This is a genomic window from Marinobacter sp. V032 (genome assembly GCF_052645435.1).
Map to the genome: position 1 here is coordinate 118,148 of NZ_JBQXYE010000004.1, position 15,010 is coordinate 133,157.

13 protein-coding genes are annotated in these 15,010 nt (G+C 55.1%); 7 read left to right on the forward strand and 6 right to left on the reverse strand.

Features of this window, described 5'->3' with window-relative positions; all coding sequences use genetic code 11:
- The first annotated feature begins 1 nt into the window (after position 1).
- From ACUN9X_RS16420 to ACUN9X_RS16440, 5 genes are all read left to right on the forward strand, one after another.
- Positions 2-1,117 (forward strand): 5-(carboxyamino)imidazole ribonucleotide synthase, encoded by a 1,116-nt coding sequence (locus tag ACUN9X_RS16420; RefSeq protein WP_445473778.1) that lies wholly within the window; start codon positions 2-4, stop codon positions 1,115-1,117.
- A gap of 291 nt (positions 1,118-1,408) precedes the next feature.
- Positions 1,409-1,987: a superoxide dismutase [Fe] gene (sodB, locus tag ACUN9X_RS16425; RefSeq protein ID WP_260034812.1), complete on the forward strand. Its 579-nt coding sequence runs from the start codon at positions 1,409-1,411 to the stop codon at positions 1,985-1,987.
- A 425-nt stretch (positions 1,988-2,412) separates the two neighbouring features.
- A complete protein-coding gene (locus tag ACUN9X_RS16430) occupies positions 2,413-4,482 on the forward strand; it encodes a putative bifunctional diguanylate cyclase/phosphodiesterase (protein ID WP_260034810.1) in 2,070 nt (689 codons plus the stop codon).
- 50 nt (positions 4,483-4,532) lie between these two features.
- Positions 4,533-5,120, forward strand: coding sequence for a LemA family protein (locus ACUN9X_RS16435; protein ID WP_260034809.1), 588 nt, complete (start codon positions 4,533-4,535; stop codon positions 5,118-5,120).
- A 12-nt stretch (positions 5,121-5,132) separates the two neighbouring features.
- Positions 5,133-7,100 carry a M48 family metallopeptidase gene (locus ACUN9X_RS16440; RefSeq protein WP_445473779.1) on the forward strand — a complete coding sequence of 656 codons (1,968 nt, stop codon included), beginning with the start codon at positions 5,133-5,135 and terminating at the stop codon, positions 7,098-7,100.
- 92 nt (positions 7,101-7,192) lie between these two features.
- Here the strand turns inward: ACUN9X_RS16440 and gspD are convergent, their stop codons facing one another.
- The 6 genes from gspD to ACUN9X_RS16470 form a co-directional block, all read right to left on the reverse strand.
- Entirely contained in the window at positions 7,193-9,205 is a 2,013-nt protein-coding gene (gspD, locus tag ACUN9X_RS16445; RefSeq protein WP_260034805.1) for a type II secretion system secretin GspD, read from the reverse strand.
- A gap of 95 nt (positions 9,206-9,300) precedes the next feature.
- A complete protein-coding gene (locus ACUN9X_RS16450) occupies positions 9,301-10,140 on the reverse strand; it encodes a type II secretion system protein N (protein ID WP_445473780.1) in 840 nt (279 codons plus the stop codon).
- 6 nt (positions 10,141-10,146) lie between these two features.
- On the reverse strand, positions 10,147-10,938 hold the full coding sequence (gene gspN / locus ACUN9X_RS16455) for a type II secretion system protein N (RefSeq protein ID WP_260034801.1): 792 nt from the start codon (positions 10,936-10,938) through the stop codon (positions 10,147-10,149).
- Positions 10,939-11,071: 133 nt separating this feature from the next.
- Positions 11,072-12,724, reverse strand: a complete 1,653-nt coding sequence (gene groL / locus ACUN9X_RS16460) for a chaperonin GroEL (protein ID WP_260034800.1) — start codon at positions 12,722-12,724, stop codon at positions 11,072-11,074.
- A 67-nt stretch (positions 12,725-12,791) separates the two neighbouring features.
- Positions 12,792-13,082 carry a co-chaperone GroES gene (gene groES, locus ACUN9X_RS16465; protein ID WP_260034798.1) on the reverse strand — a complete coding sequence of 97 codons (291 nt, stop codon included), beginning with the start codon at positions 13,080-13,082 and terminating at the stop codon, positions 12,792-12,794.
- Between the two features lie 153 nt (positions 13,083-13,235).
- On the reverse strand, positions 13,236-13,757 hold the full coding sequence (locus tag ACUN9X_RS16470; protein WP_260034797.1) for an FxsA family protein: 522 nt from the start codon (positions 13,755-13,757) through the stop codon (positions 13,236-13,238).
- Between the two features lie 164 nt (positions 13,758-13,921).
- Between ACUN9X_RS16470 and ACUN9X_RS16475 the strand changes: the two genes are divergently transcribed.
- On the forward strand, positions 13,922-14,683 hold the full coding sequence (locus ACUN9X_RS16475) for an SDR family oxidoreductase (RefSeq protein WP_445473781.1): 762 nt from the start codon (positions 13,922-13,924) through the stop codon (positions 14,681-14,683).
- Positions 14,667-15,008 (forward strand): MGMT family protein, encoded by a 342-nt coding sequence (locus ACUN9X_RS16480; RefSeq protein WP_445473782.1) that lies wholly within the window; start codon positions 14,667-14,669, stop codon positions 15,006-15,008. Before ACUN9X_RS16475 ends, ACUN9X_RS16480 begins: the two co-directional genes overlap by 17 nt.
- Positions 15,009-15,010 lie beyond the last annotated feature (2 nt).

Below are 15,010 nucleotides of genomic sequence, written 5' to 3' on the forward strand. Positions count from 1 at the left end.
CATGCGCATTGGTGTACTCGGAGCAGGCCAGCTAGGACGAATGCTTGCCCTGTCGGGCTACCCGCTAGCCAACCAGTTTGTATTTTACGATCTTTCAGGCAGCCCCAGTGTCGGGCTCGGCGAAGTCATTGTTGATCGCAACAACGAGTATCTGGACGACTTCCTGTCAAGAGTCGACCGTGTTACCTACGAGTTTGAGCACTTGCCCGTAGATGTTGCAGAGCGCATCGCCGCTGAAAAGCCAGTGCATCCATCTCCCCGCTCGCTTCGCATTTGTCAGAACCGGGAAGCAGAGAAGACGCTGTTTGGTGATCTCGGCATCCCTACCCCCCAATGGCGAATCGCCGAAAGCCCTGAAGCGCTGCAGCAAGCTGCCGAAGAACTGGGTTGTCCTGTCGTCGCCAAATCGAATACCGAAGGCTATGACGGCAAAGGACAAGCGGTACTGAAATCGCCTGAAGATGCAAAAGCGGCCTGGTCATCGATTGGCCATCCGAAACTGATCGTAGAGAAGTTTGTGGATTTCAGTCGTGAAATTTCGGTTATTGCCGCGCGCGGCGAAGATGGTGAACTTGCAGTTTACCCGATGGCCGAAAACGTCCACAGCGAAGGCATCCTGCGCTACTCGATTGCGCCGGCACCAGGCCTCAGCGCAGACATTCGGGAAGATGCAGAGCGCTATATCAAGCTGTTGCTCAACGAACTGGGTCATGTTGGCATTCTTGCACTTGAGCTATTTGAAACAGCTGACGGGCTTGTTGCCAACGAAATGGCACCTCGTGTCCACAACTCCGGGCACTGGACAATGGAGGGCGCCGAGACCAGCCAGTTCGAAAACCATATTCGCGCCGTCACCGGCATGCCTCTGGGCGATGTTACGCCTCGCGGCGTCAGCTGCATGATCAACATCATCGGCAGTAACGGCAGTAGTGCTGATATCCTGAAGCTGCCCTATGCGCACCTGCACCTTTACGACAAGCAGGAACGCCCCGGACGCAAACTCGGCCACATTAATATCGTGGCGGACAGTTACGAAGAATTGATCTGGCGAGTGAGAAACTGTGCCAGTTTTCTCCCCAACTGCCCGGAGTTCGACTGCTCGCTGACGTCAGCCTGAAACGCCTGACCAGGCCGGTAGCATCAACAGCCGAGCCGACATCAGCATCCATTGTGACAATGGCCCCGGGACTATTGGTGACACGCCAATTCCGGGGCCTTTTTTTTACCCGCCCCTTGAAAAAATTTCCCCAGCCCCAAGCTCTTACACCGTGGAATCGCCCTATCCGGGGTGTTAAGCTCTTTAGAGTTGTCACCACGATCTGCAATGTCCGCCGAGCAATCCTTACACCGTCGGCCAAATTGCAGGATCGTCAATACTATTAAAAGCGAAACGAGGGAGAACCGTATAATGGCCTTTGAACTTCCTGCACTGCCGTACGAAAAAAACGCACTTGAGCCACATATTTCTCAGGAAACCCTGGAATACCATTACGGTAAGCACCACAACACCTACGTCACCAAGCTGAACGGCCTGGTTGAAGGTAAGCCAGAAGCTGAGAAATCCCTTGAAGAAATCATCAAGACCTCAAGCGGTGGACTTTTCAACAACGCAGCTCAAATCTGGAACCACACTTTTTATTGGCACTGCCTGAGCCCGAATGGCGGCGGCGAGCCAACTGGCGCTGCAGCTGACGCTATCAACAAGGCTTTTGGCTCTTTTGACGCATTCAAGAAAGAGTTCAATGAAAAGGCTGCCGGCAACTTCGGCTCAGGTTGGACCTGGCTGGTCAAGAAAACAGACGGCTCCGTTGCCATCGTCAACACTGACGACGCCGGCACGCCGCTGACAACAGCTGACAAGCCTGTGCTGACAGTCGATGTTTGGGAGCACGCCTACTACATCGATTACCGCAACTCCCGTCCCGACTACCTGGCTGCATTCTGGAACCTGGTGAACTGGGACTTTGTAAACGAAAACCTGGCCTGATCGAGCGCGCCAGCTTCGTTTTCCCGGTTGCGCCTTTGGTGCACCGGGACAAAAAACGCCTGCTACCTTTAGCAGGCGTTTTTTATTGCATTCCTTTACATCTCTTCACTGGACTAAACCGCTCTCAACCGCTATTTAATTAGGCAGGCAAACGTTATTAGCAAGCGCCCTAATTTCAACAAGATAGCGTTGCACCCATATGGTGCATTCCAGTGTTTAACGGAATCGACCATTTGCAACTGCCGGCGCTTTCCGTTGAAACAGGCAGATACAACCAAAACAATAATATCAGCGCCTTTGGGATTTCAAATTGCAGGCAGCACATCGACAGCAGCGGTGTTCTGTCAGCCCTTGGGCAAACGTGCAGTTCTGTTAGTGGCAGCCCACTCACCGGTTTTGCCGCGCGATGAACCAAGCGCCAGACAATGACAAAACACTATAAGCTCGAACATCGGCTGGGGTATCGCATCCTCCGCTGGGTACTCTTTATTGCTCTACTGAGCGGTATATTGCTAAGTGCCAGCCAGGTTGTCGTGGATGCTCGCAGGGTATCCAGTGATCTCGATCAGCAAGCCGCACAAACGCTTGCGCTGGTACGTGACGCCAGTACTCAGGCCGTGTACAGCATTGATGAAGATCTTGCCCGACAAGTCGTGGACGGCCTGTTCGAGCAGGAAGCGATTCAGTACGCCGGCATCACCCACCCGGATGGCGACACGCTTGCCAAGCTGTCCAGGGACCCCATTCCGGCGGAATATCGCGCGCTCACCGACCCGATTTTCTCTGCCAAACGCGCCTATCGCGTTCCGCTGATACGCGGCGCCGGTAATGGCACTGTCTATGGCTATCTTGATGTCAGCTATGATACTGCTTTCGCTGCCGCCGCCTGGCTCGAGAGGGCAACACTGACCTTTCTCTCGGGCGTTGCCCGCGCGGTGGTGCTAAGCCTCGTGCTGTACTTCGTTTTCCACCTGCTGCTCACTCGCCCTCTGTTTCGGATCATCAACTCCATATCCCGGGTTAACCCGGACAATCCTGGCGACACGCTACTGGAATTACCCCGTGGTCACCGGAGTGACGAACTGGGTCTGTGGGTCAATGCCACCAATAACCTACTAGTGGCGATTACCGACAACCAGGAGAAGCAGGCAGACGCAGAAGCAAGGGTCAATCGGTTATCCCGATACGACAAGCTCACAGGCTTGCCTAATCGGGAACTGTTCATGACGATGCTTGAAAAGTCGCTGGAGCAACATCAGCGGAGAAACGAGCGACTTGCCGTATTCTGTTTCGGGATTGATGACCTCAAAAGTGTCAATGAGCAGCATGGCTACCACATGGGCGACCTACTCCTGCAGACCATCGCAGACCGACTGAACGACGGCTGTAAAAGCGGCACCTTGCAAGCCGCCAGACTGGGCAGTGATCAGTTTGTTATCGTCCGCCAGCACATCAAGGACGGCTACCAGTGTGCAGCAACGTCCGAATGGCTGCTGGCGGAAGTCGCCCGTGCCGTTCAGCTTGGCAGTCGCGAAGTCAACACCACCGCAACGATCGGCATCACCCTCTTCCCCGATGACGCGAGCGACAGCGAACAGTTGCTGCAGCGCGCCGAGCAGACCATGACCCTGGCCAAAACGGCAGGGCGGAACCAGTTCCAGTTCTATGTTGCCAGCGTTGATCAGGCTATCCGCGACCGGAAAAAGCTGGAGAAGGATCTGCAACGGGCACTTCCCGAGAACCAGTTCCATCTCGTCTACCAACCCCAGATCAACCTGGAAACTCGCCGGATAATTGGGGCCGAAGCACTGATTCGCTGGGAACACCCTGAACAGGGGCTGGTTCCACCAGACCAGTTCATACCGCTCGCCGAGTTGAATGGCTCCATTGTCGAGATTGGCCAATGGGTGCTGGAGCAGGCCTGCGCCCAGGCGGCACAGTGGTCAGCCAAAAGCATGCCCATCCGCATTGCCGTCAATCTTTCAGCCGTCCAGTTGAAGCAAGAGGACATCGTGAGCGAGATACTGGATACACTGAAGCGCTTTTCGATTCCTCCCGGGCGATTGGAGCTGGAGGTGACGGAAACCGGATTCATGGAAAACCTGGACAGCGCCGTGGAAAAGCTGAATCAGCTGCGTAATCACGGCATCAACATCGCTGTTGATGACTTCGGCACCGGCTACTCTTCGCTGACTTACCTCAAACGCTTGCCAGTACAGCACCTCAAAATCGACAAGCAATTTATCCATGATCTGCTGGTAAACGATGAGGATACCCGCATTGCCAATACGATCATTGATCTTGGTAAAAGCCTTAATCTCGCCGTTATCGCCGAAGGGGTTGAAACCGAGGAGCAAGAATTTTATCTGCGCAACCGGGGATGCCAACTGGCGCAAGGCTATTTCTTCAGCAAACCCCTGAAACCGGCGGATTTCGAGCAGTTTATCGCTGACTTTCACGCTAAACTGGTCGTGGACAGCACCCATAACGGATAATTGATGCTTAAACGCTCAAAAGCATTCGCCCCAAACGACAAGGACACCGCATGATTTCAACCCTCATCGGCTTGGCGGTCATCGCCGTTGCCGTAATTTACGTTATCTCGATCTACAATCGCCTGGTATCGCTTCGCAACCGCTTTAAAAACGGCTTTGCCCAGATCGATGTACAACTTCAGCGCCGGCACGACCTGATTCCCAATCTGGTAGAATCAGCAAAAGCCTATATGGAACATGAGCGAGGCACGCTCACCGCCGTTATGGATGCGCGTAACAATGCGGTATCCGCCCAAAAAGATGCTGCCGGTGATCCCGCCGATGGAAGCAAGGTGAAAAAACTGGGCTCTGCGGAGAATATGCTCAGCAAGGCGCTGGCCAACTTCTATGCTGTGGCAGAAAACTACCCGGATCTGAAAGCCAATGAGACGGTCCAGCAACTGATGGAGGAACTTTCCAGCACGGAGAACCGGGTTGCGTTCGCCCGTCAGGCCTATAACGATGACATCATGGTGTTCAATACGTACCGGGAGAAATTCCCGAATAACATCATCGCAGGCATGTTTACCTTCAAGCATTCGGAACAACTGCAACTGGAAACCGAAGAAGCGCGTCAGGCCCCAAAGGTCAGCTTCTAACACGGGGACAGCATGCATACTTCCGGCTTCTTTGAGCGCCAGGCACAGGCCCGGCGCAACACCCTTGTTCTGATTGCCCTGTTTTCGATTGCCGTTATCCTGATCACGCTGGTTGTTGATCTGCTCGGCTACCTAATCACCCGTGATGCAGAAGTCACGGCCAACTTTGGTACCTGGCTGCTGAGCCAGCAGGGTATTCTCACCTCCGTCGCTGTAATAACGATCATCGGCCTTGGTTCACTGTTCCGATGGATTGATCTGGCCAGCGGCGGCGCACGCGTTGCCAACATGGTAGGCGCACGCCAGCTCGACCCGTCAGGTCACGATGCCGACGAGCGCCGGCTGCGTAATGTAGTGGAAGAAATGGCAATAGCCAGCGGCGTACCCGTCCCCGATCTTTACGTGATGGACAACGAAACGGCAATCAATGCGTTTGTAGCGGGCTACAATCCCGGAGAAGCCGTGATGGTGGTTACCCACGGCACACTGACCCAACTCTCCCGGGATGAGCTTCAAGGCGTCGTCGGACATGAGTTCAGCCACATCCTCAACGGCGACATGCGCATCAACGTCCGGCTGATTGCAATACTGGCGGGTATTTTGATGATCGGCCAGATCGGCCAGTTCCTGATGAACACCAGCTTCTATCGTCGTGGCTATTCGTCTTCGTCGAGAGATAGTCGTGGCCAGGGCGCATTGATCGCTGCCGGTCTGGGACTGATGGTAGTCGGTTACATCGGACTGTTTTTCGGCCGCCTTATTCAGGCAGCCATTTCACGCCAGCGGGAAATGCTCGCAGATGCTTCGGCGGTCCAGTTCACGCGTAATCCAGAAGGCATTGCCAGCGCGCTCTATCGTATCGGGCAGAGCAGCGGCTACTTTCAGCACACCCGCCATGCCAGTGACATGAACCATATGTGCTTCTCCGAAACCGTCAAAATCAGCTTCGCATCCTGGCTGGCCTCTCACCCACCTCTTGAAGACCGTATCAAGGCTATCAGTCCGGGTATGCTGGCCCGTCTCAGGAACCGCACCCGTGACGACATACCCTCACCGGCATCCGAACCGCGGCCTGACACCGCACAGAGAACCCGATCGTTTACAGATGGACTACAAGGGCTTACCTCGCCCATCTCGGGTAGAAGCCAGACTGTCAGCCCGGATACCCGGCTGTCAGACACAGCGGGCACGCTCACCCAGGCGAACGAATCCTATGCCCAGACCCTTCTGGCCCGTTTGCCGGCTAATTTCCGCACGCTGCTCTACACCCGCACCGGGGCCGTTCAGTTTTGCTACAGCCTGATCCTCCACGGCATGAATGCGGGTGAACGTGAACGGGCTATGGCAGCCTGCGAGAGCAAGGGCGCGCACGCGTGCCAGCCTGAGGTTATTGCTCGCTTCTACCCTGCCCTGGACTCGCTCGGCAGTGCAATACGACTGCCAGCGCTTGAAATGGCGATGCCCGCATTGCGAAAGCTGGATCCGGACGAGCGCAGGATTCTTGAGCAGCAGCTGGATACCCTGGTGCGTGCTGATCAACGGGTTACCCTGTTTGAGTTCGCGGTTCTCAGCTTCCTCAAGCGTCATCTGCTTCCCGAAGGCGCCAGACCCGACCGGGTCCGCTACCGGAAATTTGCGCCCGTAGCGGATAGCCTGGCAACACTGCTGAGCCTGACCGCACGGACGGCCACCGAAAACGCCGCAGCTGCAGAACAATGCTACCAGGAGGCTATTGCCGGCTTTGAAACACGTAAGGGCGCGATGGGAGCACTTAAACAGAAGGTAACGGCAAAAGATCTGGCGGCAGCCCTGCAGCAACTGAGGGGGCTATCGCCCATGCTGAAGCCTGCAGTGATAGACGCCTGCGGGCACTGCATTCTGAAGGATGGAAAGGTGAGCGTGTGGGAATACGAAATTCTCAGGCTGGTCGCAGATCAACTGGATTGCCCTATGCCGCCGCTACCCGCCTCGCCGGAGTAACAGAGCGACCGGAAGGTACACCGCCAGCGGATTGCGCCACCGCATCAGATCGATCGGTGGCACAATGCAACAGCGGCAATGCGCCAGGCAAGTTACTCGCCGTCTTCTTTCACGACAGGTTCACCTGATTCGCTGGCGCTTGGAATCATGGTGTTGCGATTGAACAACTTCTCGATAGGCGGTCGCTCAGAAACATCAGGCACCTTGTCCAGATCGTCCGCCAGCTTTTCCCGAATACCCAGATTGACTTCCCACAACCCCTGATACTTGCTGTCGGTTGCAGCAACCGTATCACCTTTATTCAGTAGTATGGTCGGCCTCAGGAACACCAGCAGGTTGCGCTTGATCTTGCGTTCGGATTCAGATGAGAAGAGTGCGCCAATGTAGGGGATATCGCCAAGGAATGGCACCTTGCTGCGCTGGACCGAATGGTCTTCGCGAATAAGGCCGCCCAGTACGATGGTTTCGCCATCATCCGCCAGCACGGTGGTTTTGATCTCGCGCTTGTTCGTCACAATGTCTGACGCCGAATCAATGCTGTCCGCGATATTCTCAGTCGTCTGCTCAACCGTCAGCTTGACCAGGCCGTCTTCGCTGATTGAAGGAGTGACTTTCAGCGTCAGGCCCACATCCCGGCGCTCGATGGTTGTAAACGGATTGTTCAGGCCAGCGCTGGTGTTGGTGGTAGAACCGGTCACGAAGGGAACGTTCTGACCCACGATGATCTCGGATTCCTGATTATCCAGCGTGATGATACTGGGTGTCGACAGCAGGTTTGCCGATGTCGAGTTGGAGAGCGCCTGAATCAGCACACCCCAGGTGATACCGTCTGAATTGCGTTGGCCAACACCAAAGGTCATACCGCCGGCCGCAGGAGAAATCAGCTGGTCCGTTGCGATTGCACCGATAACATCTCCCAGGCTCCGCCCCACGTTGCTGAAATTTGTGCCAAGGACAGGAGTCGAACCGCTGCCTTCGTCACCCAGCGCGATCTGGACCCCAAGATCCTCGCCCATTTCGTCGCTTATCTCGACGATGGCAGCCTCGATCATCACCTGCGCACGACGGACATCCAGCGCACCGACAATCGCATCCACTTCCTGCATGATCGACGGCTCGCCCCTGACAACCAGCGCGTTAAGGCCTTCATCCGCAAAAATGGCGAAAGCCGAATCGGCGCCGCCGCCCGAGCCGCTTGAACCGCCCGATTTCGCTTGCTGCGTTTCCTTTGCCACTTCACCCATGACACCTTTAAGCAATTCAGCAAGGGATTTGGAATCGGCATGTTTCAGACGAATGACCTTGGTGGCACCGCCCGATGCTGAAGGCTGATCCAGCTTGCTGATCAGGCCGCGCATTTTGTTCCGGAAATTCTGATCACCGCGAAGGATCAGACGATTACTGCGCTCGTCAGCCGTTACGCTGTACTTCTTGACCGCCTCGTTACCGCCCTTCCCAAGCTCATCAGGTGCCAGCTCCTGCAACAGGCGCACCATGTCGCCGACCCAGGCCTCTTTGAGCTGGATAACCTCTACTTCGTATTTCGAGGGACTATCAAGTTCGCGAACAATGTCTTCAATACGACGCACATTGGACGCATGATCACTCACAATCAATGCGTTCGCGGCTGCAACACCAGCCAGATGACCGTACTTGGCCACCAGCGGGCGAAGAATGGGGACCAACTCCAGGGCATTTGCATTGTTGACCTGGACAACCTTCGTGATCAGCTGCTCTGACGGAACCTTATCAAAGCGACCTAACGACTCGGCAGATTGTTTGGCATCGACCTGCTGGACTATTTTGATAACTTCTTCGCCTGGTATGGCAGTAAAACCGTGGACCTGCAAAACGGCCAGAAACAGATCGTAAATCTCGTCCTTGTCCATCGGCGCCGACGACAGCACGGTAACCTTACCTTTGACACGCGGGTCAACAACAAAGCTATAACCTGTTATGTCAGCTATCTGGGTAACAAACGCACGGATATCTGCATCCTTGAGATTGAGCTTCCAGGTGCCTTCCTGACTATGGGCTGCCATGCTAAAAGGAAGCAGGACGAGCAATATCAGGACCCGGAAAAATGGCGCTTTCTGGTTAGTCATGCAGAACTTTTTTCCTGTACCGGGTAATCAAAACCAGGCAATGCGGAATCCGATCCGGCTTGCCTGCCATATTATTGTCATTCGTTGTCGTCAATTCACTGCGGTAACGCGTAAGTCACCGTGAAGCGCGCTCCGCCCCGCGCAATTTCGAGATTTATCTGAGGGAAGTCACGCCAGGAGTTGAGGAGTTCCCTATCCTGATCCAGATCGCCCAGCGCCTGGCCATTAATGGCCGTAATCACGTCACCGGCTTTCAGGTTCAGAGCATTCAGCATCGCGCTTGATCCGTCGTAAACATAACCTTCCGACTGACCAGACTCAACTGCACGAAGCCCGTATTTCATTAATGCGGCGTCACCCTGGGTTTCCAGCTGCTGCCTTGCAGCATCGACAAACGCATCAGGGGAGGAAACATCCGGCTCGTCGACCTGAGCGACCATCATATCAACGTCACCATCCTCAAAGGCCAGCGATTCTACCTGACCATTCCGGCGGATCAGTATCCGGTGCGACTCGACTTCTACCAACTCAACATTACCGGGCATTACCTCGCTCACGCGGTAATATGCGGTCGTGCCGTCTGTTCCTGCCACTATAGCACCGGAGTTCTCCGACTGCTCGGCAACCAGCACACCCTCAAGCTTAAGTCTCAGATTTGTCTCCGGAGCTGCACGACGCTCGGCCTCAGCCACCGGTGCGCCGGCATCAGGTCGTCCGAACAGGTAGATGCTCGAGAGCGGGTCCTGGCTCGCTACAGCTCCGGATGTTACCCCCTGAGCCATCGGCACCGGCGAAGCTCCCACGTCGGTCCAGGCAACGATCCAGGTCAACCGCCCGATCACCCATGCAAAATACACCACAAGCGCTATCAACAGAACATTGGCCAAGCCGCGGGACAGCGTTGCGTGTTGGGATAATTTCAGAAGCTGCTTCATTGCCATCTACCCTGCGGCCGGCAGCACGCGCTGCTGAACACTGAATACCACATCTCCGGGGGCGGCATTCCCGGACCAGGGCTGGTTAACCAGATCCAACATGCGGCGGAACAATTCAATTTTCACAACGCCGTCTGGAGCCAAACTGGCGGAAACCAGTGGATCAGGGTTGTCCTGGCGTGACACCAGAAAATCGACGCGCTTTTGCTGCTCATCAATATTGGCTTTGAGCGGCGGCAAAGTCGCCGATTCAGTACTCCCCCCCATAGGCCAGCTAACACGACCGCCCGCCCAACGCAGTCGACCGTTCAAAGAATCGACAGAACCCTCGGAGAGCGCCAGGTCAAAACTGTCGACACTCACATCGCCTTCAATGAGCGCCCCACCACTGCGTCGGATTTCAGCACTGAACTCGGGGATGTTGACGGAACCCCGCGCAGTGACAGCAACCGTATCAAAGCCGGGAAATCGGAGCTGACCATTCAACTGGGAAGCTGGCGTTCTGAGCGTCCAACTCAGGGGTAGAACCGCCCCATCGCTATACAGGCCATCGATATGCCATCCGACATTCAGGGAGTGTCCGAGAATATTGGTACGCACAGCACCATGCCAGACCTGGCCGGATACCTGTTCAACCACAATCCCGGGGGGCAATTGAATATAGGATTTTGAAAGATGCCAGACCCAGCCGGCAGGTAACCAGAATAGGAGGGAACACAGATAAACAATAACGCCAAGCACCACCAGAAGTACGATTTTTCCGGGTCTGAGGAAAGGTGTTTGGATGGGATCGGACATAGTACAAAACAGGTTGACGCGCAAATACGCAAGAGTTCAGGAGTCTAACAAACAAGAGGGGTAAGTACATGACGCAGGCCAAAAAAAACCCCGCGTAAAAACGCGGGGTTTCGGTACTGTGACGGGGTTGGGTTTACATCATGCCGCCCATGCCACCCATACCGCCCATGCCACCCATATCTGGCATGCCGCCACCGGCTTTCTCGTCATCCGGCTCATCAGTCACCATCGCTTCAGTGGTGATCATCAGACCGGCAACAGAAGCCGCTGCCTGCAGTGCAGAACGGGTCACTTTAGCCGGATCAAGGATACCCATTTCCAGCATATCGCCGTAGGCTTCGGTCGCGGCGTTGTAGCCGTACGAACCTTCACCTTCGCGGATCTTGGCAACGACAACAGAAGCCTCACCACCAGCGTTAGTGACGATCTGGCGCAGTGGCGCTTCCATCGCACGACGCAGGATGTTCACACCAGCGTTCTGTTCTTCGTTGTCAGTGGTAACCGTGGTCAAAGAGTTGAGAACGCGGATCAGGGTCACACCGCCACCAGGGACGATACCCTCTTCAACCGCAGCGCGGGTTGAGTGCAGCGCATCTTCAACACGTGCCTTTTTCTCTTTCATTTCAACTTCAGAACCGGCACCAACCTTGATAACGGCAACACCGCCAGCCAATTTGGCTACGCGTTCCTGCAGCTTCTCTTTATCGTAGTCAGACGAGCTGTCTTCGATCTGCTTACGAATCTGCTCAACACGTGAGCTGATATCAGCCTGAGCGCCAGCGCCATCGATGATGGTGGTGTTCTCTTTGGTCAGGTTCACACGCTTGGCGGTACCCAGATCATCCAGAGTCGTGTTTTCCAGAGTCAGACCCACTTCTTCTGAAATCACGGTACCACCTGACAGGATCGCGATGTCCTGCAGCATTTCCTTACGACGATCACCAAAGCCTGGCGCCTTAACAGCAGCAACCTTCACGATACCGCGCATGTTGTTGACAACCAGAGTTGCCAGCGCTTCGCCTTCGATATCTTCGGCAATGATCATCAGCGGCTTGCCTGCTTTGGCAACGCTTTCCAGAACCGGAAGCAGTTCGCGGATGTTGGAGATCTTCTTGTCTACCAGCAGGATGAACGGGTCATCCAGTTCGGCTGACATGTTGTCCTGATTGTTGATGAAGTACGGAGACAGGTAGCCACGATCAAACTGCATACCTTCAACAACGTCCAGTTCGTCTTCAAGGCCACGGCCTTCTTCGACTGTAATAACGCCTTCTTTGCCTACACGCTCCATGGCGTCAGCAATGATCTTGCCGATCGTTTCGTCGCCATTGGCAGAGATAGTGCCGACCTGCGCGATGTTGCGGCTGTCGTCACAAGGCTTGGACATGTCGCGGATCGCCTGAACAGCAACCTGAGTTGCCTTGTCGATGCCGCGTTTTAGATCCATCGGGTTCATGCCCGCAGTTACAGCCTTGATGCCTTCGTTCACGATGGCCTGGGCCAGAACGGTTGCGGTAGTGGTACCGTCACCCGCTGTGTCGTTGGTCTGGGAAGCCACTTCCTTGACCATTTGAGCGCCCATGTTCTCAAACTTGTCGCGCAGTTCGATTTCCTTGGCAACCGATACACCGTCTTTTGTTACGGTCGGAGCGCCGAAGGACTTGTCCAGAACCACGTTGCGGCCTTTGGGGCCCAGCGTCACTTTTACTGCGTCTGCCAGAACGTTGACGCCTGCAACCATGCGCTTGCGAGCTGAATCGCCAAATTTAACGTCTTTAGCTGCCATAATTCTCTTTCCTGTATTCGTTAGTCTTGAACGGGTATCGAATGACGTAAGTTGACGCGGGTCCGGATTAGTTTTCCAAGACGCCGTAGATGTCACTCTCACTCAGGATAAGCAGGTCTTCACCTTCAACTTTCACGGTGTTACCAGCGTACTGACCAAATACAACTGTATCGCCTACGCTAAGGGCTACCGCGCGGGTTTCGCCATTATCGAGAACGCGACCGTTGCCCACTGCGATTACTTCGCCCTGGGATGGCTTTTCCTTGGCTGCGCCTGGCAGAACAATCCCGCCTGCGCTTTTCTCTTCTTCTTCCTTACGACGCACGACAACACGATCGTGTAACGGACGAATTTTCATTGCTCGCTTTCTCCAATAGTCAGATTATCTTTGGCAATGAGGTTGCCGGGGTGCTCAAACCCTTGTGTGGTCAGGCTTTCACAACCCACAGCAAACTGGTGATCTGTATGTGGGGTTGAGCGTGATGTTTTCAACGGCCAACAACAAAAAAATTCATTTTTTTTCGATCGACTCGGGAGCGGAGGATGCCCCTTTCTCGCCTTCGCGCTCGAACTCCCCTTCAATGATGTCATCACGACCGCCCGGCCCCTTCTGGAAAGGGCTCTGGCCCGGGCCCGTTCCGAAGGTGGCACCAAACTGGAAGCGATTGCCGGAAGAGCCCGCAACGACCATACGCTTGAGTGCGATTCCGGCAAGCCAGTGACGGGTAAACGGTAGCAGGCAGATCAGGCCGAAGGTGTCGGTTACAAACCCCGGCGTTAGCAACAATGCGCCACCGACCGCCAGAATCAGACCTTCTGCCACCTCTTTGGCCGGCAGCTCGCCGCTATTGAGCCGCTGGTTGGCCTTGAGTAAGGTCGCTAACCCTTGCTGGCGCAATAATGCTGCACCAATAATCGCGGTCAACAGCACCAATCCGATCGTATTCAGCACACCGATCGCAGTGCCGACCTGGATCAGGACAACCATCTCCACGACGGGCAGCACAATGAACATAAGAAACAGGACGCCCATAATGGCTCCTTCATAACAATGCGTGGGTAAACCGAACCCGACACAGTTGTGCGGGCCGTCTGATATAATCCCTGTCGCCGAATTTTCAGAGAGAGTTTCACCACTCTCTCGCGCGCTTTACGCTCCGATAAGCTATTCAACTAACAATGTAATTAGGGCAGAACATGAAACTTCAAGATTCAGTAATCGCAATTACCGGTGGTGGACAAGGCCTGGGACGCGCAATGGCCGAATATCTGGCCGCCCGCGGCGCCCGTCTGGCGCTAATTGATCTGGTTCCAGAAAAACTTGAAGCCGCCGCCGAGGCCTGCAAAGCCGCCGGTGGCGATGCCCGCGCCTATACCTGCAACGTCGCCCGGGAAGCCGATGTTGAAGCTACCTTCGCATCAATCATTGAAGACTTCGGCCAACTGAACGGCGTCATCAACAACGCCGGTATTCTTCGTGACGGTCTGATGATCAAGGCTCGCGATGGTGAAATTTCGAAGCGCATGACGCTGGCCGAGTGGCAAGCTGTCATCGACGTCAATATGACCGGCGTTTTCCTGTGCGGCCGTGAAGCCGCCACCAAAATGATCGAAAACGGCGACAAGGGCGTGATTATTAACATTAGCAGTATTTCGCGTGCCGGCAACATGGGCCAGAGCAACTACTCTGCAGCAAAGGCCGGGGTCGCTGCGCTGGTTCCGGTCTGGGCAAAGGAACTGTCGCGTTATGGCATTCGCGCTATGGGCATCGCACCCGGTTTTATTGAAACTGAAATGACAGCGTCAATGAAGCCCGAAGCCCTTGAAAAAATGTCGGCTGGCATTCCTCTCAAACGAATGGGCAAGCCTGAAGAAATTGCATCGGCGGCAGCCTTCATCATCGAAAATGACTACATGTCTGGCCGCATGATTGAGGTAGACGGTGCCCTCCGCCTCTAACTCGCGGAATACCGACGAGCCAGTCACCCGAGAGCAGATCATCTGGCAGGTAGTGTGCTCTATTCCTTCCGGGCGGGTGGCGAGTTACGGTCAGATTGCCGCACTGTCAGGCCTTCCGGGACTGGCTCGCTTTGTCGGACGCACGATGAGCCAATTACCTGAGAACTCGGATGTTCCCTGGTACAGGGTGTTACGTAGCGATGGCCGCCTTGCTTTTCCGCCAGAATCCGAACGCTTTGGCACGCAGCAACGACTATTGCTCGAAGAAGGAGTGGATATCCGCCGCGGCAGGGTTCCCCTTGGCCTGTTTGGCTGGAAACCCTGAAC